We start from the raw sequence: 25,214 nt of genomic DNA on the forward strand, positions 1-25,214 counted from the left end.
GTCCAGGTCGACCAAATGCAGCAGGCTCTCGACGAAGCCTGTGGTCTGGCGTAGCGCCATGCCGAACAACACTTTCATCGTCAAGCATGTCTGGATAGCGGTGTCGCTGTAGGTCTGCTGCCGACCGCGCTTACCGGTCGGCGCAGCCTCCCAGATCATCTCCGGGTCAAACCAGACTGTCAGCGAGCCACGGCGCTTGAGCGCTTCGTTATAGGCCGGCCAGTTCCTGGTCTTGTAGGTTGGGGGTGTGGGTCTGCTCATGTCGCCCAGCTACCACACTGGATTCGCGACATGAATCCCTCACGCGCTTTGTGCAACAGAGCCCCTTATCGGTCAAACCGTATTTCTCAACGTATTCCATCAGGACGGACATCAGCTCATCGTTCAGCTTCTCAAGGACCAACAACTTTTGTTCTGTTTGCATTCATTCTGCCCCACATGATTGCGACTTTTCCAGCAACGTCAGCTTGCCCATCCAAAGTTAATATTTAGTAAGCATATCGCGCATAGCGCAGGACGCCTTCAGATTCTCAACAAAAACCAGGAGACATATCGTGACCCAAGCTTTTGACCGCGAAGCAGAGCGCTTCGCAACAATTGCCAAACTCAGCAACACACCATCTGAAGCGCGAGCAGCGCTTGTCGACGAATATAAAAGACGATCCGAGGAGGCCTTCGCGCCCTCAACGCTGCGCAACTATCGCCAAATGTCCATGAACTTCAGAAACTGGTGCGATGAAAGAGGCTTTCAGTCCAAACCGCCAATAGAGCCCAAGGCAGTCGCCGCATATATTGATTTCTTAGGTGGCAAGATCCGCGCAACGACGATTGAGCTGCGCCTATGGGCAATCTCAGAGATGCACCGAGCCGCCTTTATGCCCTCACCCTGCCGCCATCGCCTGGTCGTGCTTGCCCTGAAAGCCGTAAAAAGGAAATACGGGGCGGGGATCAGACAAAAACCGCCGCTCTGCAAAGCGGAGGTGCTGGCCGCGATTGATAGGCTCGGAAGCAGTCGCCTGGAAATCCGAGACAAGGCAGTTCTATGGATTGCGACCGACAGCTGGTGCCGCGCATCCGAGATTGTGGCGCTCAAGGTGAAAGATCTGATCCGGCAGGATGATGGCGCAAGCCTCCTTTACATCGAAAGATCAAAGACCGATCAGTACGGTCAAGGGGCCTATGCGTTTCTTTCTGAAGCTGGAACTGGAGCCGTGCTCGACTGGACTGATCTGGCGGGCTTGAAGTCCGAAGACCCCATACTGACGAAATCACAAGCCAATGCCAGGATTTGCTCGCTCAATCCGCTGACCATAACGCGGATCATCAAGCGGTGCACGGGACGGCGAGATGTATCGGCACACAGCACACGTATCGGCGGTGTTCACGACGCGTTCAGAATTGGATGCGACCTGTCTTCGATCATGGTCGCTGGGCGCTGGTCCTCGCCCGAAATGCCCGCCCGCTACGGTCGGAGAATTCTGGCGACCCAATCTGCGGCAGCGCTTGTGTCCAAGGCAGTCTCTGAGGAGATCGCGACCTCCGGGGAGTGAGGAGTGCCAGCGACAGGCCTACCGGCAGTAGCCGTGAATCGGCAATCTGCGGCTTTCATCAGTTTCGAAACTGGCATACTTGCCGTCCGAGTATCGCGGACAGTCCCTCGCCTGTCCTGCGGAGATCGCCAGCGCGCCCAGGTCTTCTTCTGACTTGGTGTAACATGTGCCAACCCAACGGTCATACGTGCGGTCCCCGTTGAGCCAGCAGCGCACCGGCTTGCGCAGGACAAGTCGCTGCATCCACCTTTTTGCGGCCTGTCCGCCTCGTTCATCGAGTTCAGGGCCGTCCACGCCGTTCAACCTGACAGCACGGCTCTCAACCTCGATGGTATCGACGTCCCGCACATGGGTTACTCGGCCTTCAATCCATTCTCCCGCATAGGATGGCTGGCCGACTACGAGACAGGCGACAATCAGAAAGAACGGGGCAAGAGTGTGATCAAGAACCATAATAACTATAGAGTAGGTTATTGAGATGCTGGACTGCAAGTATCTCACTGAAATCGCTCAAACAGTTATCGAAACACTATGGCAGATCAGACGTTTTGGGAGCGAACACGCTTACCTACAAACGCTGGAACATGATCAGAAAACAGCGTCAGATGCGGCAGGACTAGGCGAGGTCACCAGAATCGCGACCAACGCTGAACGCTTAAAAGCGTGTGGTGATAACGTGTGGTGACAGCGAAAATACCCACCTTCTAACTATCTGATATTAAGCTAATTTTATGGGGTGTAGATGTATGGCGGAGACGAAGGGATTCGAACCCTCGAGACCCTTCCGGGCCTACTCCCTTAGCAGGGGAGCGCCTTCGACCACTCGGCCACGTCTCCGCCGACGCGTATAGCCGCCCGGGCGATCGATTTACAAGGCCAAATTTCAACGTTTCTGCCGAAAGGCATGCGGCGTGGATCACCCCCTCCGCGCGGGCGGGCGGCGTGCGGGAAATGACGGATTGGCGAGCGGGGCCAACCATTCTATATATGCCGGATGATTTCAGATTTGCTAAAGACCCTCTTCGCCCCGGCGCCCGAGCCGATCACGGATCAGGATGCGCGCCTTGCGCTGACCGCGCTGCTGGTGCGTGTGGCCCGTTCCGACAACGCCTACGAGGTGTCCGAGATCACCCGTATCGACCGGATCGTCGCCACCCGCTATGGCCTGGACACGGCCGAGGCCAAGGACCTGCGCCGCGAGGCCGAGGAGCTTGAGGCCCACGCACCTGACACAGTCCGCTTCACCCGCGCGATCAAGGATGCCGTGCCCTATGATGACCGCCTCGGCGTGATCGAGGCGCTGTGGCAGGTCGCCCTGGCCGATGGCGAGCGCGATCATCACGAGGATTCGCTCATGCGGATGGTGGCCAACCTGCTGGGCATCAACGATCGCGACAGCGCGCTGGCCCGGCAGCGCGTCGATACCTCCGAATGATCGCCAGCCTGCCGATGTATGACCGCCCCGAAACGCGGGCGGCGACCGATCAGCTGTGGCATCTGGTGCGCGAGGAGCTGGGGTATGGCCCCAAAACGCTTAGCCGCGGCCAAGACCCCTGGGCCGACTGGCAATCGCCCGGGCTGCTGCTGTCGCAAACCTGCGGCCTGCCCTATCGCACGCGGCTGCGCGGGCGCGTGGCGCTTGTCGGCACACCCGATTTCGCGCTGGAGGGCTGCCCGCCGGGATATTACCGCAGCATCCTGGTGGTGCGCCGCGACGCGCAGGGCGCGCGCCTGGCCGATTTCACCACGCAGCGCTTTGCCTATAACGATCCCGCCTCGCAATCGGGCTGGGCCGCGCCGGCGGCCTATGCCAAGGCGCAGGGCCTGCGCATCACGGACCCCATACAAACAGGCGGGCACGCCGCGTCGGCCCGCGCGGTGGTCGAGGGGCGCGCCGATATCGCCGCGATTGACGCGCAAAGCTGGCGCCTGATGCAGCGCCATGATGCCTTTGCCACGCGCCTGCGGGTGCTATGCAAGACGTGGCCCACGCCCGGCCTGCCGTGCATCACCGCCATCGCGCACGATCCCGCGCCGATCCGTACCGCCCTGCGCCGGGCCATCGCCGCGCTGGACGATGAGGCGCGCGGCACGCTGTGCCTGCAGGCCCTCATCGACATCCCCGAGGCGGCCTACCTTGCGGTTCCGACACCCGCCGCGCCTGCCGCCGCACAGCGCGCAAATGGTCACATTTCGGGCTGACGCCGGGTCAATTCGGAAGGAATCGGGGCAAGTCTTCCGTTTTGGAAGTTGCATCAGCGTTTATTTTCCGTCCTATTGGCGGACGTGATGGATAAACGACCAGACCGGAGCACCGCGTGACAGACGCAAGCCCAGTGATCGAAATTCGCAACCTGCACAAAGCCTTCGGCGCGCTGGAGGTGCTCAAGGGGGTGGATATATCGGCCCGGCGCGGTGACGTGGTGTCGCTGATCGGCTCTTCGGGGTCGGGCAAATCGACGCTTCTGCGCTGCGCCAACCTTCTGGAGGATAGCCAGCAGGGCGAGATCCTGTTCAAGGGCGAGCCGGTCAAATGGCGCGGCACCGGGGCGCATCGCCATCCCGCCGATGCCAAGCAGGTCCTGCGCATCCGCACCAACCTGTCGATGGTGTTCCAGCAGTTCAACCTGTGGGCGCACATGACCATCCTGCAAAACGTGATGGAGGCGCCGATGACGGTGCTCGGCCGCGAACGGGCAGAGGTTGAAAAGGCCGCGCGCGGGTATCTCGAAAAGGTCGGGATCGGCGACAAGGCCGATGCCTGGCCGGCGCAGCTTTCGGGCGGACAGCAGCAGCGCGCCGCGATCGCGCGCGCCCTGTGCATGGAGCCCGAGGCGCTGCTGTTCGACGAGCCGACCTCGGCGCTCGACCCGGAGCTGGAGCAGGAAGTGGTCAAGGTGATCAAGGATCTTGCCTCCGAGGGGCGCACGATGCTTATCGTAACGCATGACATGCGCATGGCCGCGGATTTATCCGATCACGTCGTGTTCCTGCACCAGGGACTCGTCGAAGAAGAAGGCGCGCCAGACGAGCTGTTCGGCGCACCCAAGACCGAACGTTTGCGCGGATTTCTCTCCTCGACAATGCCGGGCTGAGACAATGCGCATGCACTTTGAACCAAACCAACCAACGGGAGAACTCAAATGAAAAAACTGATCCTGACCACAGCCGCGCTGGCCTTTGGCGCCAGCCTTGCAATGGCCGACAACCACGGCGGCACCGTGCGCCTGGGCACCGAGGGCGCCTACCCTCCGTATAACTACCTCAACGATGACGGCGAGGTTGCCGGCTTCGAGCGGGTGCTTGGCGACGAACTGTGCGAGCGCGCCGAGCTGGACTGCGAGTGGGTCACAAACGACTGGGACAGCATCATTCCCAACCTGGTGTCGGGCAACTACGACGCGATCATCGCGGGCATGTCCATCACCGACGAGCGCAAGGAAGTGATCGACTTCACCGATCCCTACACGCAGCCCGATCCGTCCGCCTACATGGCGCTATCCGCCGATGCAGACATTGAAAACGGCGTGATCGCGGCGCAGACCGGCACCATCCAGGCCAGCCATATAGCCAACAGCGACGCGACCCTGCTCGAGTTCGCAACGCCCGATGAAACCGTCGCCGCCGTGCGCAACGGCGAGGCCGACGCGGTGCTGGCCGACAAGGCGTATCTTGAGCCGATGGTCAGCGAATCGGGCGGCGATCTGGTTTGGGCCGGCGACGATGTCCTTCTGGGTGGCGGCATCGGCCTCGGCATCCGCAAGTCCGATCCCGAGCTGAAGGAAAAGTTCAACGCCGCGATCCAGTCGATGAAGGACGACGGCACCCTGAACGAATTGATCAAGGAATGGCTGCCCGGTTCGGCGACGTTCTGATCTGACCTGACCTGCGCCAGGGGGGCCACGGCCCCCTTGGCGACCGCTTTCCCGTCATACTATCCCGCTTTCGCCCGACATCGCCACAGGTGCCGCCATCTTCAGCTTCTGCTCAGATCCTTCGACGCTCAGCGGCCTGTCATGGCTGAGTTGCTACCTGACCACGGGTAAGCACATGGCGTTTTACGGCTCCATCGGCACGGTGCTGTTGCTGCTGGCCATTACCGCGCCCGCCGCGCTAGCATTCGGGTTTGTCGGGGCCAGTGCCGCCCGCGCCCGGTTTGCGCCGCTGCGCTGGATCGGCAAGACCTATATCGCGCTGGTGCGGGGCGTGCCCGACATCGCGTTTTTCCTGTTTTTCGTGATCGCCCTCGACCAGGCGATCGAGTGGGTCCGCCACAAGACGCTCTGCCCCGACTGGGATCAACCCATTCGCCAAGGCAATGATTTCGTTGTGTGCCAGGCCGCCAAGATGCCCTTGGGCAACGCGCCCCAATGGGTGCACGAAACCTACGGGTTTTTCATAGCGGTGTTCACCTTTGCCATCGTGTTCGGCGCCTTCGCGGCGAATGTGCTGTTCGGGGCCATGCGCGCCGTGCCGCGCGCCCAGATGGAAACCGCCGAGGCCTACGGCATGACGCACCGCCAAAGCTTCTGGCGTATCCTTGTGCCGCAAATGTGGATCTATGCCCTGCCCGGCCTGTCGAACCTGTGGATGATCCTGGTCAAAGCGACTCCGCTGCTGTTCCTGCTGGGGATCGAGGACGTGCTTTATTGGGCGACCGAGCTGGGTGGTTCCAAGGCCGCGCGCTTTTCCGACTATCCGCATGGCGACTGGCGGATGTGGTATTTCCTGGGGCTGCTGGTGCTGTACCTGCTGTTCACCAAGGCATCCGAGGTGGTGCTTGAGCGGATCATGCAGCGCCTCAGCCGCGGACAAGCCACCAGTGGCGGCGACGCGGCCCGCCGCGCGGAGGCCCGCGCATGAGCTGCATCCAGACCATACAGGATTACGGCCTGCGCAGCCTCGGCCATGGCGAGCGGCTGCTCCCGCGCGAGGATTTCACCCTGTGTGAGCAGTTCACCCTGATCGGCTCGGGGATGATCTGGAACGTCTATTTCGGCATTTTCGCCCTTCTGGCCGGTTTTTTCCTGGCTACCGGGCTGGCCGTGGCCAAGAGCGCCCGCCGCAAATGGCTGCGCAAACCGGCCGAATGGTTCATCTTCGTGTTCCGCGGCTCGCCGCTATTCATACAGTTTTTCTTTGCCTATTTCCTGTTCCTGTCGCTCAAGACGGTGATGCCGGTGTTCAGTGCCTTCACCAGCGCATGGGCCGGCGCGCTGGTGGTGCTGTTTCTCAATACCGCCGCCTACTCGGCCGAGATCTTCTACGGCGCGCTGCGCTCGATCCCGCGCGGCGACCTGGAGGCGGCCGATGCCTACGGCATGTCCGGCTGGCACCGCTTTCGCCGAATCGTTTGGCCGACGATGCTACGGCTGGCATGGCCCGCCTACACGAACGAGGCGATCTTCCTGTTCCACGCCACCACGCTGGTGTTCTTCGCGGGCTTTCCGGCCTGGCAGCAAAAGGGCGATGCGCTCTACTATGCCAGCTATTTCGCCGACAAGACGTTTAACCCGTTCGTGCCCTACCCGATCCTTGCGGGCTATTTCATCTTGCTGACGCTGTGCATCGTGGGCGCGTTCGGGCTGGTTAATCGCCACCTCAACCGGCACCTGCCGCAAGAGGCCCGGCGCAGAATCCGCTTGCGTATGAATCTCATCCGGTAGTATTCATGATTTGATCAAATTATTTTAACGCGTGTTCGCCCCTCCAATTGAACGGGAAAAGGCGAACTGGCATGCCTATCCTAATTTGATCATAAAATTGAAACGGGCCCTCCTCCGCCGCGCCCCCGCATCGCCGGCCCCGGAGGACCGGGCCCCAACCCACCGGGTGACAGGTATGAAGAACTGGCTCAGGAAACACCCCGAAGTGCGCACGATCCGCGTCGCCGCCGCCGACCTAAACGGTCAGCCGCGCGGCAAGCGCGTGCCGACGCGCTTCGCCGACAAGGTGGTCGAGGACGGCACCCGCTTTCCGCTGTCGGTGCTCAACCTCGACATCTGGGGTGAGGATATCGACGACAGCCCGCTGGTGTTCGACTCAGGCGATGCCGACGGCGTGCTCAAACCCACCGAGCGGGGTTTCATGCCGATGCCGTGGCTTGAGGCGCCGACTGCGCTGTTGCCGATCTGGATGTTCCGCGAGGACGGCCGCCCCTATGACGGCGATCCGCGCCATGCCCTGCGCGCGGTGCTGGACCGGTTCAAGGCACGCGGCCTGACCCCGGTGGTCGCGGTCGAGCTGGAGTTTTTCCTGATCGACGATTCGGGCCGCAACCTGCAGGTTCCGATCAGCCCCCGCTCGGGCAAGCGGCGCAAGGCGGCCGAGACGATGTCGGTGCGCGCACTGGATCAGTTCGATATCTTCTTCACCGATCTCTATGATGCGTGCGAAGAAATGGATATCCCCGCCGACACCGCCATTTCCGAGGCCGGGCTGGGTCAGTTCGAGATCAACCTGATGCATTGCGACGACGCCCTGCGCGCCGCCGATGACGCGTGGCTGTTCAAGATGCTGGTCAAGGGGCTGGCGCGGCGGCACGGGTTCGCTGCCTCGTTCATGGCCAAACCCTATGACGACTATCCCGGCTCGGGCCTGCACACACATTTCTCGCTGCTCGACAAGGACGGCAACAACGTGTTTGACGACGGCGGGCCCAAGGGCACCGACACCCTGCGCCACGCCATCGCGGGCTGCTTGAACGCCATGCACGACAGCGCCCTCGTCTTTGCGCCCCATTCCAACAGCTATGACCGCATGGTGCCCGGCGCCCACGCCCCCACCGGCATCTGTTGGGCCTACGAGAACCGCACCGCCGCCATCCGCGTGCCCTCGGGCAGCCACAAGGCCCGCCGCGTCGAGCACCGCGTCGCCGGCGGCGACGTGAACCCTTACCTGATGCTTGCCGCCATCCTGGGTGCCGCCCTCAACGGGATCGAGGACGCCGCCGAGCCCCCCGCCCCGATCAGCGGCAACGCCTATGCGCTGGACCTGCCGCACATCCCCGACACCTGGGCCGGCGCGATCGACGCCTTCGAAAACTCCGACATCGTCAAGCGCATCTTCGCCCCCGAAATGATCCGCAACCTTGTCCTGACCAAGCGGCAGGAGTTGCACTACATGGGCGAGTTGACACCGACGGAACAGGCCGAAATATACCTCGACACCGTCTGACGCGCCCTTGCCGCGCCGGCGCGGCTGGCCTAGCCTTCGCACACTCCAATCAACTGGTGATCCATGAAAATCGGCATCCTGCAAACCGGCCACGCCCCCCAAGAGGTGAAGGAACGCCTGGGCACATACCCCGACATGTTCGCGCAACTCCTCGCCGGGCACGGCTTCGACTTCGAGACGTGGCGCGTCGTCGATAACGAGTTCCCCCCCGGCCCCGAGGCAGCCGATGGCTGGCTGATAACCGGCTCCAAGCACGGCACCTACGAGGATCACGACTGGATCGCGCCGCTGGAGGAGCTGGTGCGCGATATCCAGGCAGCAAAACGCCCGCTGGTCGGCATCTGCTTTGGCCACCAGATCATCGCGCAGGCCCTTGGCGGCAAGGTCGAGAAATTCTCGGGCGGCTGGGCCATCGGGCCGCAAAGCTACGATTTCGACGGCACCAGCCTAATGCTCAACGCCTGGCACCAGGACCAGGTCACCGAGAAACCCAAGGGCGCCCGCGTGACCGCGACCAACCCGTTTTGCCGCTATGCCGGGCTGGCCTATGGCGACACCATCCTGTCGGTGCAGCCCCACCCGGAATTCAGCCCCGAAATGATCGACATGCTGATCACGCATCGGGGCCCCGGCCTGGTTGACGAGGCAACGCTGAGCGACGCCCAAAAGCGCCTCGCCACCCCCCTGAACGCGCAGGATTTCGCCAACCAGATTGCCGATTTTTTCAAAAGGACCACGTCATGAGCGATTGGACCGAAAACCTTCCCGACCACGCCCGCGCCTACCTCGAAGGGCGCCGCCTGGACGAGGTGGAATGCATCATCTCGGACCTTCCCGGCATAGCGCGCGGCAAGGCCGTCCCGGCCAGCAAATTCGCGCGGCAGGACTATTTCCATCTGCCCGACAGCATCTTCTACCAGACTATCACCGGCGACTGGGGCGAGGCAGCCGGCGAGGATGGCTTCATCGAGCGCGACATGATCCTCAAGCCGGACATGACCACCGCCTCGGCCGCGCCGTGGACCGGCGATTGGACACTGCAGGTGATCCATGACGCGTTCGACCGCAAGGGCGAGCCGATCGAGTTCGCCCCGCGCAACGTTCTCAAGCGCGTCGTCGATCTCTACCACGCGCAGGGCTGGACGCCGGTCGTGGCCCCCGAGATGGAGTTTTACCTCGTCGCGCGAAATGTCGATCCGGCCAAGAAGATCGAGCCGATGATGGGCCGCTCGGGTCGCCCCGCCGCCGCGCGTCAGGCCTATTCGATGACCGCGGTGGACGAATTCGGCCCCGTCATCGACGACATCTACGACTTCGCAGAGGCACAAGGCTTCGAGATCGACGGCATCACCCAAGAAGGCGGCGCCGGGCAGTTGGAAATCAACCTGCGCCATGGCGACCCGGTCAAGCTGGCCGACGAGGTGTTCTTCTTCAAGCGCCTGATCCGCGAGGCGGCCATGCGCCACGATTGCTTTGCCACTTTCATGGCCAAGCCGATCGCCGAAGAGCCGGGCTCGGCCATGCATATCCACCACTCGGTGCTGGACATGGACACCGGCAAAAACATTTTCTCCGGCCCCCAGGGCGGCGAGACCGAGGCGTTCTATCACTTCATCGGCGGCCTGCAGGAACACATGCCCTCGGCCATCGCCGTGATGGCGCCCTACGTGAATTCCTACCGCCGTTACGTGCGCGACCACGCGGCGCCCATTAACCTGGCCTGGGGCCGCGACAACCGCACCACCGGCATCCGCGTGCCGCTCTCGGGGCCAGACGCGCGCCGCGTCGAAAACCGGCTCGCCGGGATGGATTGCAACCCCTACCTGGGCATCGCCGCCAGCCTCGCCTGCGGCTACATGGGCCTGATGGACGAGGTCCGCCCCGACAAGCAGTTCAAGGGAGATGCCTATGACGGCGACGGCGACATCCCCCGCGTTCTCGGGCAGGCGCTCGATCAATTCGACGCCGCCACCCACCTGCACGCAATCATGGGCCCCGAGTTCGCCCGCGTCTACAGCATCGTCAAACGCGCCGAGTACGAGGAATTCCTGCAAGTCATCAGCCCGTGGGAGCGAGAGCACCTGCTGATCAACGTCTGACCCTGCGCCCCGTTTCTTCTGGCCCGAAATATCCCGGGGGGCCGCGCGGCACGCGCGGCGGGGGCAGCGCCCCCTCCCCCGCTGACCCACGGAAAACGCCCCATGAACCTGCTCTACTCCAACGACCGCCCCGGCGAATATCCCCAAAGCTGGTACGCCGCCACCGCCGCCAAGGCCCCGCGCACCGCGCCCCTGTCGGGCGAGGTTCGCGCCGATGTCTGCGTGGTCGGCGCCGGCTACACAGGCCTGTCGGCCGCCCTGCACCTGGCCGAGCGGGGCTACGACGTGGTCCTGCTCGAGGCGCATCGCGCCGGGTTCGGGGCTTCGGGACGCAACGGCGGGCAGCTCGGATCGGGCCAGCGGCAGGAACAGGACACGCTCGAGCGGATGCTCGGGCGCGAGGATGCGCGCAAGCTGTGGCACCTTGCTGAGGAGGCCAAGCAATTGGTGCGCGGCCTGATCGACAAGCACGCCATCGACTGTCAGCTCAAGCCCGGCATCGCCTGGACCGGCTTTCGCCGCTCCGAGGTCGATCACATGCACGCCTATGTGGAACTGCTGCAAAACCGCTATGGCTACAACCAGATCGAGGCGCTGGACCGCGATGCCATGCACGCGATCTGCCCCTCGCCCGCCTATGTAGGTGGGCTACTCGATCACGGCGCGGGGCACCTGCACCCGCTCAATTTCGCGCTTGGCCTGGCGCGCGCGGCCACCGCGGCGGGCGTGCGGCTGCATGAAAACTCGGCCGTGCGCAACATCACCACCGGCCCGCAAACCCTGGTTGAGACCGAGCACGGCAAGGTCCAGGCCGATCACGTGATCCTTGCGTGCAACGGGTACCTGGGCGGGCTCAACGCGCAGGTCGCGCGCCGGGTGATGCCGATCAACAATTTCGTCATCGCCACCCGGCCACTGGGCGAGGAGGCCGCGCGCGTGCTGACCCGCGACATCGCGGTCGCCGACAGCAAGTTCGTGATCAACTACTTCCGCCTCAGCGAGGATCGCCGGCTGCTGTTCGGCGGCGGCGAAAGCTATGGATACAAATTCCCGCGCGACATCGCCGCGTTAGTGCGCAAGCCGATGCGCCAGATCTTCCCGCACCTCGCCGATGTCCCGATCGATTATGCTTGGGGTGGCACCCTGGCCATCACCATGAAACGCCTACCTTACCTGGCGCGGGTCGCGCCCAATATCCTGTCGGCCTCGGGCTATTCCGGCCACGGCGTCGGCACCGCCACCCATGCCGGGATGCTGATGGCCAAGGCCATCGCCGGTCAGGCAGAGGGCTTTGACACCATGGCGCGCATCCCCACGGCGCCGTTCCCCGGCGGCCCCACGCTGCGCACGCCGCTGCTGACGCTGGCGATGACGTGGTTCGCGCTGCGCGACCGGTTGGGTTTCTAGCATTGCCCACCTGACACAGCTTGCCCGCTGCCGTCGACGAACGGAAACTTCAAAAGATTCCGTTCAAAAAAGTTTTAAACTTTCTTGGCCGTCACGCATCGCGGGCGCGGGCCCCTTTTGCCGGGTAACAATCACGCGCGCACCGAGGCGCATTGCCGCGTCCATAGCGCCGCGCTTGGGGCTTTGCTTTTCGACGCCTTTCGTTTAGAAAATCGGAAAGGGAAATTCAGGAAAGCCGAAAGCCTCATGACGCTACCGCCCAATGTCTACGACGCCGAACCCATCCCCGAAGCCGCCCGCGACGAGATCGAGCGGCTTTTGCAAAGCGGCGATCTGTTTCGCTACACCGCGCCCAAGGACGCGCCGGTTTCCCTGCTCGAGCGCGAGTTCGCCGATGTCATGGGCACCCGCTACGCCCTCGCGGTCAGCAGCTGCTCGGCCGCGCTGTTTCTGTCGCTCAAGGCGCTCGGCCTTCCACGCGGCGCACGCGTCCTGATCCCCGCCTTTACCTTCGCCGCGGTGCCCTCGTCTATCGTACACGCCGACTGTACGCCCGTCCTGTGCGAAGTGGGCGAGAATTACCGCATCGACATCGACGATTTCGCCGAACGGCTCGACGCGTCAATCGACGCGGTCATCATAAGCCATATGCGCGGCCACACCTCCGACATGGACGCGATCATGGCACTGGCCGAGGCACGCGGCGTGCCGGTGATCGAGGACGCGGCGCATTCGCTGGGCACCACGTGGCACGACCGCCGCATCGGTACCATCGGGCGTATCGGCTGCTTCAGCTTCCAAAGCTACAAGTTGCTCAATGCCGGCGAGGGCGGCGTGATGATCACCGACGACCCCGACGTGATGGCCCGCGCCGTGATCATGTCCGGCGCGTATGAACACAACTGGTCCAAGCACATGGCCGCCACCCCCGAGGACGCCGAGGCGCTGCACGCAGCGTTTGCCCGCTGGCAGAACCAGCTTCCGCTTTACAACCTGCGCCTTGGCAACCTCAGCGCCGCACTGGTGCGCCCGCAGATCGCCGAATTGCCCCGCCGCGTCAGCGATGGCCGCCGCAACCACGATTACGTGGCCGAGCGGCTGAACCTGTCGCCGTGGATCGATGTGCCCGCCAAGCTCGACCCCGAGCAGCGCGCGCCCGATTCCATCCAGTTCAACCTTGTCGGCATGGCCAAGGATCAGGTCGAGGCGTTTTCCCGCGCCGCCGCCGATCGCGGCGTCAAGGTGCAGGTTTTCGGCCTCAGCACCGACAACGCGCGGGCCTTCTGGAACTGGCAGTTCCTGGATGATCTGCCCGATCTGCCCCGCACCCGTGAGATGCTGATGAAGGCCTGCGATACCCGCCTGCCCGCCCGCCTGCAATTGCCGGAGCTGGACATCATCGCCGATGCGCTGGTGCGCGCAGCGCAGGACGTGATGGGCAATATCCGCGCCTACGGCACCTGACCAACGGGGCCGCGAGCGCAGCCCCTACAACACCCGCAAATGCGCGGCCATGAACGGATGCGCGGCAATCGCCGGGCCAACCACCCCGTTTTGCAATAGCGGCTTGAGCTTGCCGGCCAATTGGCCCGGCAAATCGCGCAGCACATCCTTGCGCGCGGTCAGGGATATCGTCCGCTCCAGCGGGGCAAAAGGCAACTCGGCCACGTCCAGCTGCCCCGCGAACCGCCGCGCCCGCATCAACGCCAGCGGCGTGAGGATGGTCCATCCCGCCCCCTGCGCCACCAGCGCCAGGATGGCGTGGTAGCTGTCCAGCTCGAACCGATGCGCCAGCCGCAGATCCTGCCGCGCCAAGTGTGCGGTGATCTGTCGGCCCATGTGATGGCGGGCGCTGTATTGAACCAACGGCAATTCGCGCAGCCGCGATAGAACTGCATCATGCGCGCCCGCCTGCAGCCCGTCCAGCGCACCGCGCGGCGCCGCCACCACGAACCCCTCGCTCAGCAGCGGATGCACCTCGGCCCATTCGGGCGTCGCGCCCATCTCGGCAGCCACCACGACGTCCAGCGCCCGCGCGTCCAGTTGATCAAGCAAATGATGGCTTGCTCCTGTCTCCAACAGGAACTGGCAGCCGGTCATTTCCTCCGCCAACCCGGTCAGCAGGCGCGGCGTTACATCCGCCTCGAAATCCTCGATCATGCCCAGCCGAAACCGCGTCAGCGCCGACATGTCCGCCATCGCCAATTCGCTGCGCGCCAGCGCCGCCTCGTTCAATATAGTGCCCGCGCGGCGACGAAACAGCTCGCCCGCCGGCGTCAGGGCCACGGGCCGCGTGTTGCGAAACAGCAGCGCCGCCCCGATCGCCCCTTCCAGGTTGGTCAGTTGCTGGCTCACCGCCGAGGGGCTGGCCCCCAGGCGCCTAGCTGCAGCCGAAATACTCCCCTCTTCAGCCGTGGCAACGAAAACCTCGATCCCCCAAAGGGTTATCCGACCGGGGCTATCGACCATCCCGACCTACTTGTTCATCTTGGACAGTTTCGATTGCAGCTCGGCCAGTTGACGTTTGATCTCTTCTAGATCCTCGTCGTCGCTGCTGCTGTCGCCGCCTTGCCCGGCGGCTCCGCCCGCGCCTTGGCCGGCGCCCGGCATGCCGCTGGTCATCGCCTTCATGAACGCCTCTTGCTGGGCCTGCATCGCCTCGAATCCCGGCAACTTGGCCATCGGGTTCACCTTGGCCATGTTCTCCATCATCTGCGATTGCCCGTCGCGCAGCATGTCGAACGACATCTGCAAGAACTGCGGCACGACCGAGCCCGCCTGGCTGGTATAACTGCGTACCAGGTCGGTCAGCACGTTCACCGGCAGCACACTTTCGCCCCTGCTTTCATGCTCTGCAATGATTTGCAGCAGGTATTGCCGCGTTAGGTCATCGCCGGATTTCAGATCGACAATCTGCACCTCGCGGCCGTCGCGGATGAACCGCGCGATGTCCTCCAGCGTGACATAATCGCTCGTCTCGGTGTTATAGAGACGGCGGCTGGCATAGCGTTTGATCAGAAGCGGTTTCGCGTCTTCGGCCACGGGTTATCCTCCCATATGCAGCAGTGCAGAAAGCTTAGGACACGAATGGACAAAATGAAAGGGCGAGCTTTGCAGCCCGCCCTCATGCATCAACAGGGAGGAAGTCGATGCATTCCGTCTGATCACTTGGCCTGTGCGGTGGCCTTCTTGGCCGCGCTGGTCGCGTCCTTGGTGGCTTTCTGCACGGCCGACTGGGCTTCTTCGCCCATGTCCTTGCCTGCGGCCATCATCAGTTCGACCGTGTCCATCTGGACTTTCTTGGCGACTTCGGCGAAGGCGGCCATGTTCTCGGCGGCGACTTCGGCCTGGGCCGATGCGAAATCGGTCATTGCCTTGGCATAGTCGGCCGGCTCGGCCTTGGCTTTGCTCATCTCGGTCATCTTGGCCAGCGTGTCCTTGGTCCACTTGCTGGAGATCTCCGAGGATTTCTCGGCCGCTGTCAGCGCAACGCCGGTCAGCTTCTCGTTCAGCGTTGCCTGGCTCTTGAATGCGTTTTCCATCGCCTTGGTGTCGACGGGGAACGCGCCCATCATGTCTTTCATCATGGCGGTCATGTCATTTGCATTGGTCATGTCTAATTCCTTTCGTCTGTCCGGGGGGCATCCCGGTTTGCCTTGATCCTGACGGAAATATGCATGCTGCACCGCAGCAATTCAAGGTTTTTCGCTGCAATGCAGCAAATAATTTTCAAGCTGCTTTATTTTCAATCACTTGACGCCGGGTCAACATAACTCCCCGGCGCCGGGCACAGGGGCGGATGGGTCGAATCGCCCGGCTCGCGCGCCGCAACCTTGCGCCCTGATCGCTTGGCCAGCCACTTGCCCCAGCGTGGCCACCAGCTCCCCTCGTGGAACGTCGCGCGCTCGCGCCACTCCTCGGCGGGCAGGCTCATGTCGGTGTTGGTGTAATGGCCGTATTTCTTCTTGCTGGGCGGGTTGATGATCCCGGCGATATGCCCCGATTCCGATAGGATAAAGGTGCGGTTCTTCGATCCCATTGCCTGCGCACCGCGATAGCTGTCCTTCCACGCCGCGATATGGTCGGTCTCGCAGGCGATGAAACACACCGGCAGATCGACATCGTGCAAATGCAGGCGCTCATCCAGCAGCTCGATCCCGCCCTTGGCAAACTCGTTGCGCTGGCAAAGCTGGCGCAGGTATTGCACCGCCATCCGCCCCGGCAGGTTGGTGCCGTCGCCGTTCCAATACAGCAGATCAAACGCCGGCGGCGCCTCGCCCATCATGTAGCTGCGGATCGCCGGGCGATAAATCAGGTCATTCGAGCGCAGGAACGAGAACGTGCGCGCCATGATGAACGAGCGCAGAATCCCCTGCTCGGCCACCTCGGCCTCGATCCCGTCGATGAAATCATCTTGCAGGAACGGCGTAAACTCCCCCTGCTCGGAGAAATCCGTCAGCGTGGTAAAGAACGTGGCAGATTTCACCGACTTGTCGCCGCGATGCCCTAGCAGCGACAGCGCCATCGCCAGCGTGGTGCCGCCGATGCAATAGCCCACCACGTTGACCTTGTCCTCGCCGGTGATCGCCTTGACCTCGCGCAGCGCCGCCAGGTAGCCGCGCTCGATGTAATCCTCCAGCCCGATATCGGCATAGCTCTCGTCGGGGTTGACCCAACTGACCACGAACAGGGTAAAGCCCTGCTCGGTGATCCACTTGATCAGGCTATTCTTCTCTTTAAGATCCAATATATAGAACTTGTTTATCCACGGCGGAAAGATGATCAGCGGCGTCGCGTGCACCTCCTCGGTGGCCGGCGCATACTGGATCAGCTCCATCATGTCGTTTCGGTACACCACCTGCCCCGGCGTGGTGGCGATATTCTCACCCAGCTTGAAGGCACTGGGATCGGCCAGCCGCACCAGCATCTCGCCGTGGTTGGCCTCGAGATCGGCAACCAGGTTCTCCAACCCGCGCACAAGGCTTTCGCCCTCGGTCTCGACGGCACGCTCCAATGCATCGGGATTGGTGCTCAGGAAATTGGTGGGCGACAGCATGTCGATGATCTGCCTTGAGAAATATTCAAGCCGCTGCTTTTCCACCGGGTCCAGATCGGTGGCGTCCCGCACCGCCTTTTCCACCGCCTCGGCGTTCAGCAGGTATTGCTGTTTAACGAAGTTGAAATACGGATGCGTGCGCCATAGCGGGTTGGAAAAGCGCGGATCGTCGGGGGTGTCGTCCTCGGGCGCCTCCAAACCCTGCGCGACGGCTTGCTGCGCCTCGAGGAAATGCTTCACCGACTTGCCCCAGAACTCAAGCTGATGCTCGAACACGCGGGCCGGGTCGCGCATCATCTCGGACCAATAGGCCGCACCCGCCTTCACGAACACGTCGCCATCGGGGCCGCTCAGGCTCGGGTTGGCACCCTGCCGGTCCGATAATGCCCGAATCAACCGCTGCGACAGTTCCTCGACACGCGCCAGGTTCGTGTTCAAACGCTCAAGGCTTTCCTGCGAAATGTCGTCTTTGGTTGTCATATTAAATTTTTACCCCTAGTCTTCGCTGCAAAGCAGCATAAATGTCGTGGGCCCTCGGGGCAAAGCGGCATTCGACCGGTTCGCCCGGACGCAATAAGGAGACGCAGATGCGTTACATGGCCACCTACGACCTTATGGAAACCTTCCGTAACGCGAACCAATGGATGGGTGCCTCCGCCTTGTCCTTCGCATCCTATCCGGTTTTCAGCATGGTGCCAAACCCCGCCTTCAACTGGCTGGCCGCCTGGGGCGAAGTGACCGAGCGCACCTTTCAGCGCATGGTCGCCAAGCCCGATTGGGGCATTCGCACCTTCACCTGCGAGGATGGCAAGGACCACCTCGTCAGTATCGAAACGGTCATGGAAAAGCCCTTTGGCGATCTGATCCACTTTTCCGTGCCGGGCCGCGAGCCGATGCCACGCAAGGTGCTTCTGGTCGCGCCGATGTCGGGCCACTACGCGACGCTTCTGCGCTCGACCGTCAAAAGCCTGCTGGTCGATTGCGAGGTCTATATCACCGACTGGCACAACGCCCGCGACATCCCCGTCAGCTGCGGCAAGTTCGACGTCGAGGATTACACCCTCTACCTGACTGATTTCATGCGCGAAATGGGCCCCGACAGCCACGTCATCGCCGTCTGCCAGCCGGCGCCGCTGGCGCTTGCCGCCACTGCCTACCTGGCCGAGATCGACCCGAAGGCGCAGCCGCGCAGCCTGACGCTGATCGGCGGCCCGGTAGACCCCGACGCCACCCCCACCGAAGTCACCGATTTCGGCGCCCGCGTCACCATGGGCCAGCTTGAGGAAACCATGATTCAGCGCGTCGGCTACAAGTACAAGGGCGTCGGGCGCATGGTCTATCCCGGCCTGCTGCAACTGGCCTCGTTCATCGCCATGAACGGCGAGCGGCACCAAAAGGCGTTTTCGGATCAGATCACCCGTGTCGCCCGCGGCGAGGCCTCGGATCATGACGCGCATAACCGATTCTACGATGAATACCTTTCAGTTATGGACATGACATCGGAATTCTACCTGTCCACGGTCGAGCGCGTTTTCAAGAACCGCGAAATCGCGCGCAATGTCTTTACCGTTGAGGGGCACCAGGTGGATATCGGCAAGATCACCGATGTCGCCGTGAAAACCGTCGAAGGCGCCAATGACGACATCTCGGCGCCCGGGCAATGCATCGCTGCGCTGGATCTGTGCACCGGCCTGCCGGACGACAAGAAAGCAAGCCATGTCGAGCCGGGCGCCGGACACTACGGCATTTTCGCCGGCAAGAGCTGGCGCAATAACATCCGGCCTCTGGTGTTGGATTTCATCGACGCCAACAGCAAAGCCGCGCCGGCCAAAAGGGCCCAACCCAAGAAAGCCGCCAACACCAACAGCGCCGCCTGATCCCTACCCGCCGCGCAGAAATTGCAACAGCGCGGCGGTCGATCCGTCGATGCCCTTCGGCACCGCCTCGCCCGCCACCGCGGGGGCGAGGGCGTTGGCCATTTCCTTGCCCAGTTCAACGCCCCACTGATCAAAGCTGTTGATGCCCATAATCACGCCCTCAACGAACACCCGGTGCTCATAAAGCGCGATGATCTGGCCCAGCCGCCGCGGCGTCAGCCGGTCATAAGCCAGCGTCACGGACGGCCGATTGCCCGTGAACACCCGGTGCGCCGCCTGCTGTTCCAACTCGGCGCCCTTGAGTCCGGCGGCGCGCATCAATTCGCGCGCCTCGTCCATCCCGCGCCCGCGCATCAGGGCCTGCGACTGCGCCAGGCAATTGGCCACCAGCAGCCGGTGATGATGCTCCAGCCCGGCCTCGTGCCCGCGCGCCGCGATCATGAACTCGCACGGCACCACCTGCCGCCCCTGGTGGATCAACTGGTAGAACGCGTGCTGCCCGTTGGTGCCCGGCGCACCCCACACCACCGGCCCCGCCGGCCGAGTCAGGGCGCTGCCGTCCATCGCGGTGCCTTTGCCGTTGCTCTCCATCTCCAACTGCTGCAAGTAGCTGGGCAGCAGCGCCAGACGCTGATCATAGGGCAGCACCGCGCGCGTGGCGTGGCCGCAGACCTGGTGGTGCCACACTCCGGTCAGCGCCAGCATCATCGGCATGTTCGCGCCCGGCTCGGCCTCGCGAAAATGCGCGTCCATCGCCGCCGCGCCGCCCAGGAAGTCCTCGAACCGCTCCGCCCCGATCGCGATCATCACGCTCAGGCCGATCGGCCCCCACACCGAATAGCGCCCGCCGACCCAGTCGGCAAAGCCGAAGACGCGCTCGGGCGCGATGCCCCACTCGGCCGCACGCCCTGCGTCCGAAGAGATCGCCACGAACTGCGCGCCGGGATCGGCCACCCGCGCGGTCATCCACGCGTGCGCGGTGGCGGCGTTGGTCATTGTCTCGACGGTAGTAAAGGTCTTGGACGCCACGATCACAAGCGTCGTTTCAGGGATCAGCCCGGCCAGCGTATCGTGGATATGCGCGCCGTCCACGTTGCTTACGAAATGGCAGCGCGGCCCGTCGTGGTAAGGCTCCAGCGCCGCACAGGCCATCGCCGGGCCCAGGTCCGAGCCGCCAATGCCGATATTGACCACGTCGGTTATCGCCCCGCCCTGCCCGCGCACCGTGCCCGCGCGCAGGCCCTCGGACAGTTCTGCCATCCGCGCGCGGGTGCGGCGCACCTGCGGCATCACGTCCGCGCCGTCCACCTCGACCTGCACGCCGTCAGACGCGCGCAGCGCGGTATGCAGCACGGCGCGCCCCTCGGTCCGGTTGATCGGGGCGCCGGCGAACATTTCCTCGCGCCGCTCGGCAACGCCGGCCTGCTGCGCCAGATCGATAAGCGCCGCGCGAAGCTCGCCGTCCAACTGCGTCTTGGAATAATCCAGCGCCATCCCGTCGAACCGCGCGGTGAACCCTTCGGCGCGGTCGGGGTCCTGGGCGAACAAATCCGTGATATCGCGGCCTTCGCGCGCGCCGCGCATCCGCTCAAGGGTTTGCCACATACCGCTCATTCGGGCGCCCAATGCACGGTCGCGTCATCGAGAATGGCAGCCACCGGCGCCTCTTCGGGGGGCAGGTCGCGGGCCCGCTCCAGCACGGCGCGCTTTTCATCGCCAATAATCACCAGGTGCAGCGAAAGCGTCCCGCGCAGGACCCGCGCGCTCAGGCTCACGCGCGTGTGCTCCAGCCCCTCGGCCCGCATCGACACCAATATCGGCGCCTCCCCATGCAGGCCCAGCCGCAAGTTGTCGCCGCGCGGGAACAGGCTGGCCACGTGGCCATCGGTGCCCATGCCCAAAAGGCCGACCGAGGCGGGAAAATGCGGCTCCAGCATCGCCTCGACATCGGCCAATACCGCCTCGGGATCATCCCCGGGCGCATAGAGCGGCAGGAACGTCGCCGCCGCCGCGCGGTCCACCAGCAACCGCTCGCGCAGCAGCCGCGCATTCGAGTGTGGATGATCCTCCGGCACCCACCGCTCATCGCTCAGGATCACGTCCACCCGGCTCCAATCCAGATCGGCCGCGCACAGATCGTCGAACACCGGCCCCGGCGTGCTGCCCCCCGGCACGATCAGCGTCGCCCGGTCCTGCGCCCTGAGCGCCTCGCCCAGCTCCCCGGCCACGGAATTGGCCAGGTCGATCGCCATCATCTCGGAATCGGCATATTCTATCAGCGTCATGGTTTGATCTCCCGCCAACGACGCCCGTCGCGATGCATCAGCGCCAGCGCCTCCTCCGGGCCCGAACTGCCCGCGTCATAGGGCAAGGGCGGTTGCCCCCGTTTGTTGCATTCAACGATCGCCGGATCGATCCACGCCCACGCCGCCTCGACCTCGTCGTCGCGCATGAACAGGGTTTGGTTACCCCGGATCACGTCCATGATCAGGCGCTCATAGGCGTCCGGCACGTCTTCTGCATCGGGGCCAAGCGCCTTGGCGAATGTCATGTCCAATGGCACATCCACCAGCCGCATCCCCCCCGGTCCCGGCTCCTTTATGGTCATGTCCAGATCGATCCCCTCGTTGGGCTGCAACCGGATCGTCAGGATATTGCGATGCCGCCCCGCCTCGGGGCCAAAGATAGAGTGCGGCGTTTCCTTGAACACCACCGCAATCTCGGATTTCCGCGCCCTCAGCCGCTTGCCCGTGCGAACATAAATCGGCGTGCCTGCCCAGCGCCAGTTGCTGATCTGCAACCGCAGCGCGGCAAAGCTCTCAGTAGTGCTATCTGGGTCGCCCACGTCCTCGTGGTATCCCGGCCGGGTGGCATCGGCCCGGTATTGGCCCAGCACGATATCGTCCTGCCCGGCCGGGTCCAGCGCGCGAATGACCTTCAGCTTCTCGTCGCGCAGCGCGTCCGGGTCAAACTTCGACGGCGGCTCCATCGCGATCAGGCACAATAGCTGCATCAGGTGATTTTGCACCATATCGCGCATCGCGCCTGCGTTATCGTAATATTCGCCCCGGCCGGCCACGCCCACGGTCTCGGCCACGGTGATCTGGATGTGATCGACATACTGGCTGTTCCACAGCGGCTCAAACAGCATGTTGCCGAACCGGATCGCCATCAGGTTCTGCACCGTCTCCTTGCCCAGGTAGTGATCGATGCGGTAAATTTGCACCTCTTCGAAATGCTCGGCCAGCGTCTCGTTCAGGCGCCGCGCCGTGGCCTGATCGTGGCCAAAGGGCTTTTCCACCACGATCCGGCTTTCGCCATGGGCCATCCCGTGCCGATGCAGGCGCTCGGCCAGCCCGCCGAACAGCTCTGGCCCGACCGAGAAATAGAACGCGCGCACCCGCTCTTCGCTTAGCATCTGCGACAGTTCGGACCACCCCAGCTCGCCATCGGCGTCAATCGCCACGTAGTCCAGGATGTCCAGGAATCCGGCAACCTGGTCAGTATCCTGCGCGGCGGGGCCGGCGAACTCGACCAGTTCATCATGCACAAAGGCGCGATAGCCCTCGGTGTCATACTCGGCCCGCGCGGCGCCGATGATCCGCGTGCCATCCTGCATCTGTCCCGCGCAATAACGCCGGAACAGCGCCGGCAGGATCTTGCGCCGCGCAAGATCCCCCGTGCCGCCGAACACCACCAGGTCGAACGGATCGACCGGAATGATTCGAGATGCCATGTATCGCGCCCTTCTTGGTGTTTCGTGCTACCCACATTGATACCCGCTTGCGGTGGGGCAAGCACTCTTTGAAATGTTAGCGCAAACATATCTTGATCACCACGGGATCACAATGGTGTCAGGCGCCAATTGCCCCCCTTCTAACCGCGCCGCCCGCACGCTAGCCTTGCGGCAATTCCATGACATGGGTGATGCATGAAAGACCTGAACGCCAACCACGGCAAATTCACCGACCCTGCCCTGACCGCCGATGGCAGCCCCCGCGCCACCGTCGCGCTGGAGCGGGCCGAGACCCTGTGGTTCAACACCGGCAGCCTGTGCAACATCACCTGCGCGAATTGCTACATGGAAAGCTCGCCCAGCAACGATGCGCTGGTCTATATCACCGCCGATGAGGTGGCCAGCTACCTCGACCAGATCGAAAGCCGCGGCTGGCCGGTGCACGAGATCGGCTTTACCGGGGGCGAGCCGTTCATGAACCCCGACATGATCGCGATGACCCGCGATGCGCTCACTCGCGGGTACGAGGTGCTGATCTTGACCAACGCCATGCGCCCGATGATGCGCAAGCGCGTGCAGGCGGGGCTGGCCGCGCTGATCACCGAGTTCGGCAATTGCCTGACGCTGCGCATATCGCTCGATCACTGGTCGCGCGAAAAGCATGACGCCGAACGCGGGCGGGGTGCCTTTGATCGCACGATCGAGGGCATGAACTGGCTCAGGGATCAGGGTGCGCAGATGGCGGTCGCCGGCCGCACCACATGGGACGAGACCGAGGCGCAGAGCCGCGCCGGCTATGCCGCGCTGTATGCGCGCCATGGGTTTGACATCGACGCGCAAGACCCCGCCATGACGGTGCTGTTCCCGGAAATGGACGAAAACGTCGAAGTGCCCGAGATCACGACCGATTGCTGGTCCATCCTTGGCAAATCGCCCGGCGACGTGATGTGCGCCTCCTCGCGCATGGTGGTCAAGCGCAAGGGCGCCGCCAAACCGGCGGTTCTGGCCTGCACCCTGCTGCCCTACGCGCCCGAGTTCGAGCTGGGCGAAACCCTCGCCGAGGCCGAGCGCGATGTCGCCCTCAACCACCCCCATTGCGCCGAGTTCTGCGTTTTGGGCGGGGCGTCGTGCTCGGGGTGATCTACACGGCCGCGCCGTCTTCTGGCCGCGACACGGTACCGCCGGCCACCGCCGCGCGCACGCCCGTCGTCGCCTGGCACGATGTCGGCAGGCCCCGCAACACCCGCACCGCAAGGTAGGCAAACGCCTGCGCCTCCAGCATATCGCCGTTCAGGCCCACATCCTCGACGGGGGCCACCGGGCAATCCAGACCGGCGCGCAACATCTCCATCATCACCGGGTTATGGCGCCCGCCGCCGGTCACCAACAGGCGCTCGGGCGGGGCCGGGCAATGCTCCATCCCGCGCATCACCGCCGTTGCCGCCATCGCCGTCATCGTCGCGGCGGCATCGGTATCTGGCAGCTCGCGCACCAGATCCAGCATGCCCTCGAACGCGTTGCGATCCAGTGACTTGGGCGGCAGCTTCAGGAAATACCCCTCATCGAGGAACATCTCCAATGCGCCCTCGGCCACCTGCCCCTGCGCGGCCAGCGCCCCGCCCGCGTCATGGCTCAGGCCCCGGCGCTGCATCATCAGGTCGTTCAGCGGCGCGTTGGCCGGCCCCGTGTCGAACGCCAGCAGCGCGCCATCGGCCTCGGGGCGCGGCACGCGCGGGTCCGCCCAGGTCAGGTTCCCCACCCCCCCGAGGTTGAGAAACGCCACCGGCCCCGCCGCCCCGATCCAGCGCGCGCAGGCATGGTGGAAAAACGGCGCCAGCGGCGCCCCCTGCCCGCCTAGGCGCACATCCGCGCTGCGAAAATCCCACACCACCGGCACGTTCAGCGCCCGCGCCAGCGCCGCGCCATCGCCCGCCTGGTGCGTGCCACGCCCGCCCGGATCATGCGCCAGCGTCTGACCGTGAAACCCGATCAGATCGATCGACTCGAACCCGGCCAGCACCTGCTCATGCGCGCGCTGCACCACCTGCGCCGCTGCCGCCACGCCCGCGCCCTCGGGCCACTGCCCCAGCGCCGCGCGCAAGCGCGCCTGCTCGTCCTCGTCGTAGGCGCGATAGGCCACCGGACCAAAGCCCGCGATCGCTTCGCCGTCGGTCTCGACCACCGCCGCATCGACCCCGTCAAGCGATGTGCCCGACATCGCGCCAAGCGCCCTGACGATCCCCGCCTTCAACATGGCCTTTTCCTTTGCTACCAGCCTGCCTATACATGCCGCGCAAATGCCCAAGGAACAAC

At 63.8% G+C, this 25,214-nt stretch carries 25 protein-coding genes and 1 tRNA gene; 15 read left to right on the forward strand and 11 right to left on the reverse strand.

Features of this window, described 5'->3' with window-relative positions; genetic code table 11:
- Positions 1-261, reverse strand: a 261-nt coding sequence (locus G568_RS0106865) for an IS5/IS1182 family transposase (protein ID WP_026757473.1), incomplete at its 3' end; no start/stop codon positions are given.
- A 293-nt stretch (positions 262-554) separates the two neighbouring features.
- Here G568_RS0106865 and G568_RS0106875 point away from each other — a divergent pair.
- Positions 555-1,550: a tyrosine-type recombinase/integrase gene (locus G568_RS0106875; protein ID WP_037373817.1), complete on the forward strand. Its 996-nt coding sequence runs from the start codon at positions 555-557 to the stop codon at positions 1,548-1,550.
- An 18-nt stretch (positions 1,551-1,568) separates the two neighbouring features.
- On the opposite strand, the gene G568_RS0106880 is transcribed toward G568_RS0106875, so the two are convergent.
- Positions 1,569-2,003 carry a thermonuclease family protein gene (locus tag G568_RS0106880; RefSeq protein ID WP_157084319.1) on the reverse strand — a complete coding sequence of 145 codons (435 nt, stop codon included), beginning with the start codon at positions 2,001-2,003 and terminating at the stop codon, positions 1,569-1,571.
- A gap of 25 nt (positions 2,004-2,028) precedes the next feature.
- Here G568_RS0106880 and G568_RS20230 point away from each other — a divergent pair, with 25 nt between their 5' ends.
- Positions 2,029-2,235 carry a hypothetical protein gene (locus tag G568_RS20230; RefSeq protein ID WP_157084321.1) on the forward strand — a complete coding sequence of 69 codons (207 nt, stop codon included), beginning with the start codon at positions 2,029-2,031 and terminating at the stop codon, positions 2,233-2,235.
- 62 nt (positions 2,236-2,297) lie between these two features.
- Here G568_RS20230 and G568_RS0106885 read toward each other — a convergent pair.
- A tRNA-Ser gene (locus tag G568_RS0106885) sits at positions 2,298-2,387 on the reverse strand.
- 157 nt (positions 2,388-2,544) lie between these two features.
- Here G568_RS0106885 and G568_RS0106890 point away from each other — a divergent pair.
- The 11 genes from G568_RS0106890 (at position 2,545) to G568_RS0106940 (ending at position 13,696) form a co-directional block, all read left to right on the forward strand.
- On the forward strand, positions 2,545-2,985 hold the full coding sequence (locus G568_RS0106890) for a tellurite resistance TerB family protein (RefSeq protein WP_026757336.1): 441 nt from the start codon (positions 2,545-2,547) through the stop codon (positions 2,983-2,985).
- On the forward strand, positions 2,982-3,752 hold the full coding sequence (locus G568_RS0106895; RefSeq protein ID WP_026757337.1) for a phosphate/phosphite/phosphonate ABC transporter substrate-binding protein: 771 nt from the start codon (positions 2,982-2,984) through the stop codon (positions 3,750-3,752). Before G568_RS0106890 ends, G568_RS0106895 begins: the two co-directional genes overlap by 4 nt.
- A 116-nt stretch (positions 3,753-3,868) precedes the next feature.
- The gene (locus tag G568_RS0106900) at positions 3,869-4,645 is read left to right on the forward strand and encodes an ABC transporter ATP-binding protein (protein ID WP_026757338.1); all 777 of its coding nucleotides are present in this window, start codon (positions 3,869-3,871) and stop codon (positions 4,643-4,645) included.
- A 48-nt stretch (positions 4,646-4,693) separates the two neighbouring features.
- Complete coding sequence (locus G568_RS0106905) at positions 4,694-5,425, forward strand: transporter substrate-binding domain-containing protein (RefSeq protein ID WP_026757339.1); 732 nt, start codon at positions 4,694-4,696, stop codon at positions 5,423-5,425.
- 97 nt (positions 5,426-5,522) lie between these two features.
- Positions 5,523-6,413: an ABC transporter permease gene (locus G568_RS0106910; protein ID WP_026757340.1), complete on the forward strand. Its 891-nt coding sequence runs from the start codon at positions 5,523-5,525 to the stop codon at positions 6,411-6,413.
- Positions 6,410-7,216, forward strand: a complete 807-nt coding sequence (locus G568_RS0106915; RefSeq protein ID WP_026757341.1) for an ABC transporter permease — start codon at positions 6,410-6,412, stop codon at positions 7,214-7,216. Before G568_RS0106910 ends, G568_RS0106915 begins: the two co-directional genes overlap by 4 nt.
- A 175-nt stretch (positions 7,217-7,391) precedes the next feature.
- Positions 7,392-8,726 carry a glutamine synthetase family protein gene (locus tag G568_RS0106920; protein ID WP_026757342.1) on the forward strand — a complete coding sequence of 445 codons (1,335 nt, stop codon included), beginning with the start codon at positions 7,392-7,394 and terminating at the stop codon, positions 8,724-8,726.
- Between the two features lie 63 nt (positions 8,727-8,789).
- Positions 8,790-9,470: a type 1 glutamine amidotransferase gene (locus G568_RS0106925; protein WP_026757343.1), complete on the forward strand. Its 681-nt coding sequence runs from the start codon at positions 8,790-8,792 to the stop codon at positions 9,468-9,470.
- Positions 9,467-10,825 carry a glutamine synthetase family protein gene (locus tag G568_RS0106930; RefSeq protein WP_026757344.1) on the forward strand — a complete coding sequence of 453 codons (1,359 nt, stop codon included), beginning with the start codon at positions 9,467-9,469 and terminating at the stop codon, positions 10,823-10,825. The genes G568_RS0106925 and G568_RS0106930 overlap by 4 nt, the downstream gene beginning before the upstream one ends.
- 102 nt (positions 10,826-10,927) lie before the next feature.
- Positions 10,928-12,232: an NAD(P)/FAD-dependent oxidoreductase gene (locus G568_RS0106935; RefSeq protein ID WP_026757345.1), complete on the forward strand. Its 1,305-nt coding sequence runs from the start codon at positions 10,928-10,930 to the stop codon at positions 12,230-12,232.
- A 246-nt stretch (positions 12,233-12,478) separates the two neighbouring features.
- On the forward strand, positions 12,479-13,696 hold the full coding sequence (locus G568_RS0106940; RefSeq protein ID WP_026757346.1) for a DegT/DnrJ/EryC1/StrS family aminotransferase: 1,218 nt from the start codon (positions 12,479-12,481) through the stop codon (positions 13,694-13,696).
- Between the two features lie 24 nt (positions 13,697-13,720).
- On the opposite strand, the gene G568_RS0106945 is transcribed toward G568_RS0106940, so the two are convergent.
- From G568_RS0106945 to G568_RS0106960, 4 genes are all read right to left on the reverse strand, one after another.
- Entirely contained in the window at positions 13,721-14,701 is a 981-nt protein-coding gene (locus G568_RS0106945; protein WP_026757347.1) for a LysR family transcriptional regulator, read from the reverse strand.
- A gap of 6 nt (positions 14,702-14,707) precedes the next feature.
- Positions 14,708-15,274, reverse strand: coding sequence for a polyhydroxyalkanoate synthesis repressor PhaR (phaR, locus tag G568_RS0106950; protein ID WP_026757348.1), 567 nt, complete (start codon positions 15,272-15,274; stop codon positions 14,708-14,710).
- A 122-nt stretch (positions 15,275-15,396) separates the two neighbouring features.
- On the reverse strand, positions 15,397-15,846 hold the full coding sequence (locus tag G568_RS0106955; RefSeq protein ID WP_026757349.1) for a phasin, PhaP: 450 nt from the start codon (positions 15,844-15,846) through the stop codon (positions 15,397-15,399).
- Positions 15,847-15,977: 131 nt separating this feature from the next.
- A complete protein-coding gene (locus G568_RS0106960) occupies positions 15,978-17,768 on the reverse strand; it encodes a PHA/PHB synthase family protein (protein WP_026757350.1) in 1,791 nt (596 codons plus the stop codon).
- A 107-nt stretch (positions 17,769-17,875) separates the two neighbouring features.
- Here G568_RS0106960 and phaZ point away from each other — a divergent pair, with 107 nt between their 5' ends.
- Positions 17,876-19,165, forward strand: coding sequence for a polyhydroxyalkanoate depolymerase (gene phaZ, locus G568_RS0106965; protein ID WP_026757351.1), 1,290 nt, complete (start codon positions 17,876-17,878; stop codon positions 19,163-19,165).
- A 3-nt stretch (positions 19,166-19,168) separates the two neighbouring features.
- Here the strand turns inward: phaZ and pgi are convergent, their stop codons facing one another.
- Genes pgi through zwf form a run of 3 tightly spaced genes read right to left on the reverse strand, consistent with a single transcriptional unit; the run spans position 19,169 to position 22,901 of the window.
- Positions 19,169-20,779 (reverse strand): glucose-6-phosphate isomerase, encoded by a 1,611-nt coding sequence (gene pgi, locus G568_RS0106970; RefSeq protein WP_026757352.1) that lies wholly within the window; start codon positions 20,777-20,779, stop codon positions 19,169-19,171.
- Positions 20,776-21,450: a 6-phosphogluconolactonase gene (pgl, locus tag G568_RS0106975; RefSeq protein WP_026757353.1), complete on the reverse strand. Its 675-nt coding sequence runs from the start codon at positions 21,448-21,450 to the stop codon at positions 20,776-20,778. Before pgl ends, pgi begins: the two co-directional genes overlap by 4 nt.
- Entirely contained in the window at positions 21,447-22,901 is a 1,455-nt protein-coding gene (gene zwf, locus G568_RS0106980) for a glucose-6-phosphate dehydrogenase (protein WP_026757354.1), read from the reverse strand. Before zwf ends, pgl begins: the two co-directional genes overlap by 4 nt.
- A 195-nt stretch (positions 22,902-23,096) precedes the next feature.
- Here zwf and G568_RS0106985 point away from each other — a divergent pair, with 195 nt between their 5' ends.
- The gene (locus G568_RS0106985; RefSeq protein WP_026757355.1) at positions 23,097-24,041 is read left to right on the forward strand and encodes a radical SAM protein; all 945 of its coding nucleotides are present in this window, start codon (positions 23,097-23,099) and stop codon (positions 24,039-24,041) included.
- 1 nt (position 24,042) lies between these two features.
- On the opposite strand, the gene G568_RS0106990 is transcribed toward G568_RS0106985, so the two are convergent.
- Entirely contained in the window at positions 24,043-25,155 is a 1,113-nt protein-coding gene (locus G568_RS0106990) for an anhydro-N-acetylmuramic acid kinase (protein ID WP_026757356.1), read from the reverse strand.
- Between the last annotated feature and the right edge of the window lie 59 nt (positions 25,156-25,214).

The sequence above is a fragment of the Sediminimonas qiaohouensis DSM 21189 genome (genome assembly GCF_000423645.1).
Taxonomy (GTDB): Bacteria; Pseudomonadota; Alphaproteobacteria; order Rhodobacterales; family Rhodobacteraceae; genus Sediminimonas; species Sediminimonas qiaohouensis.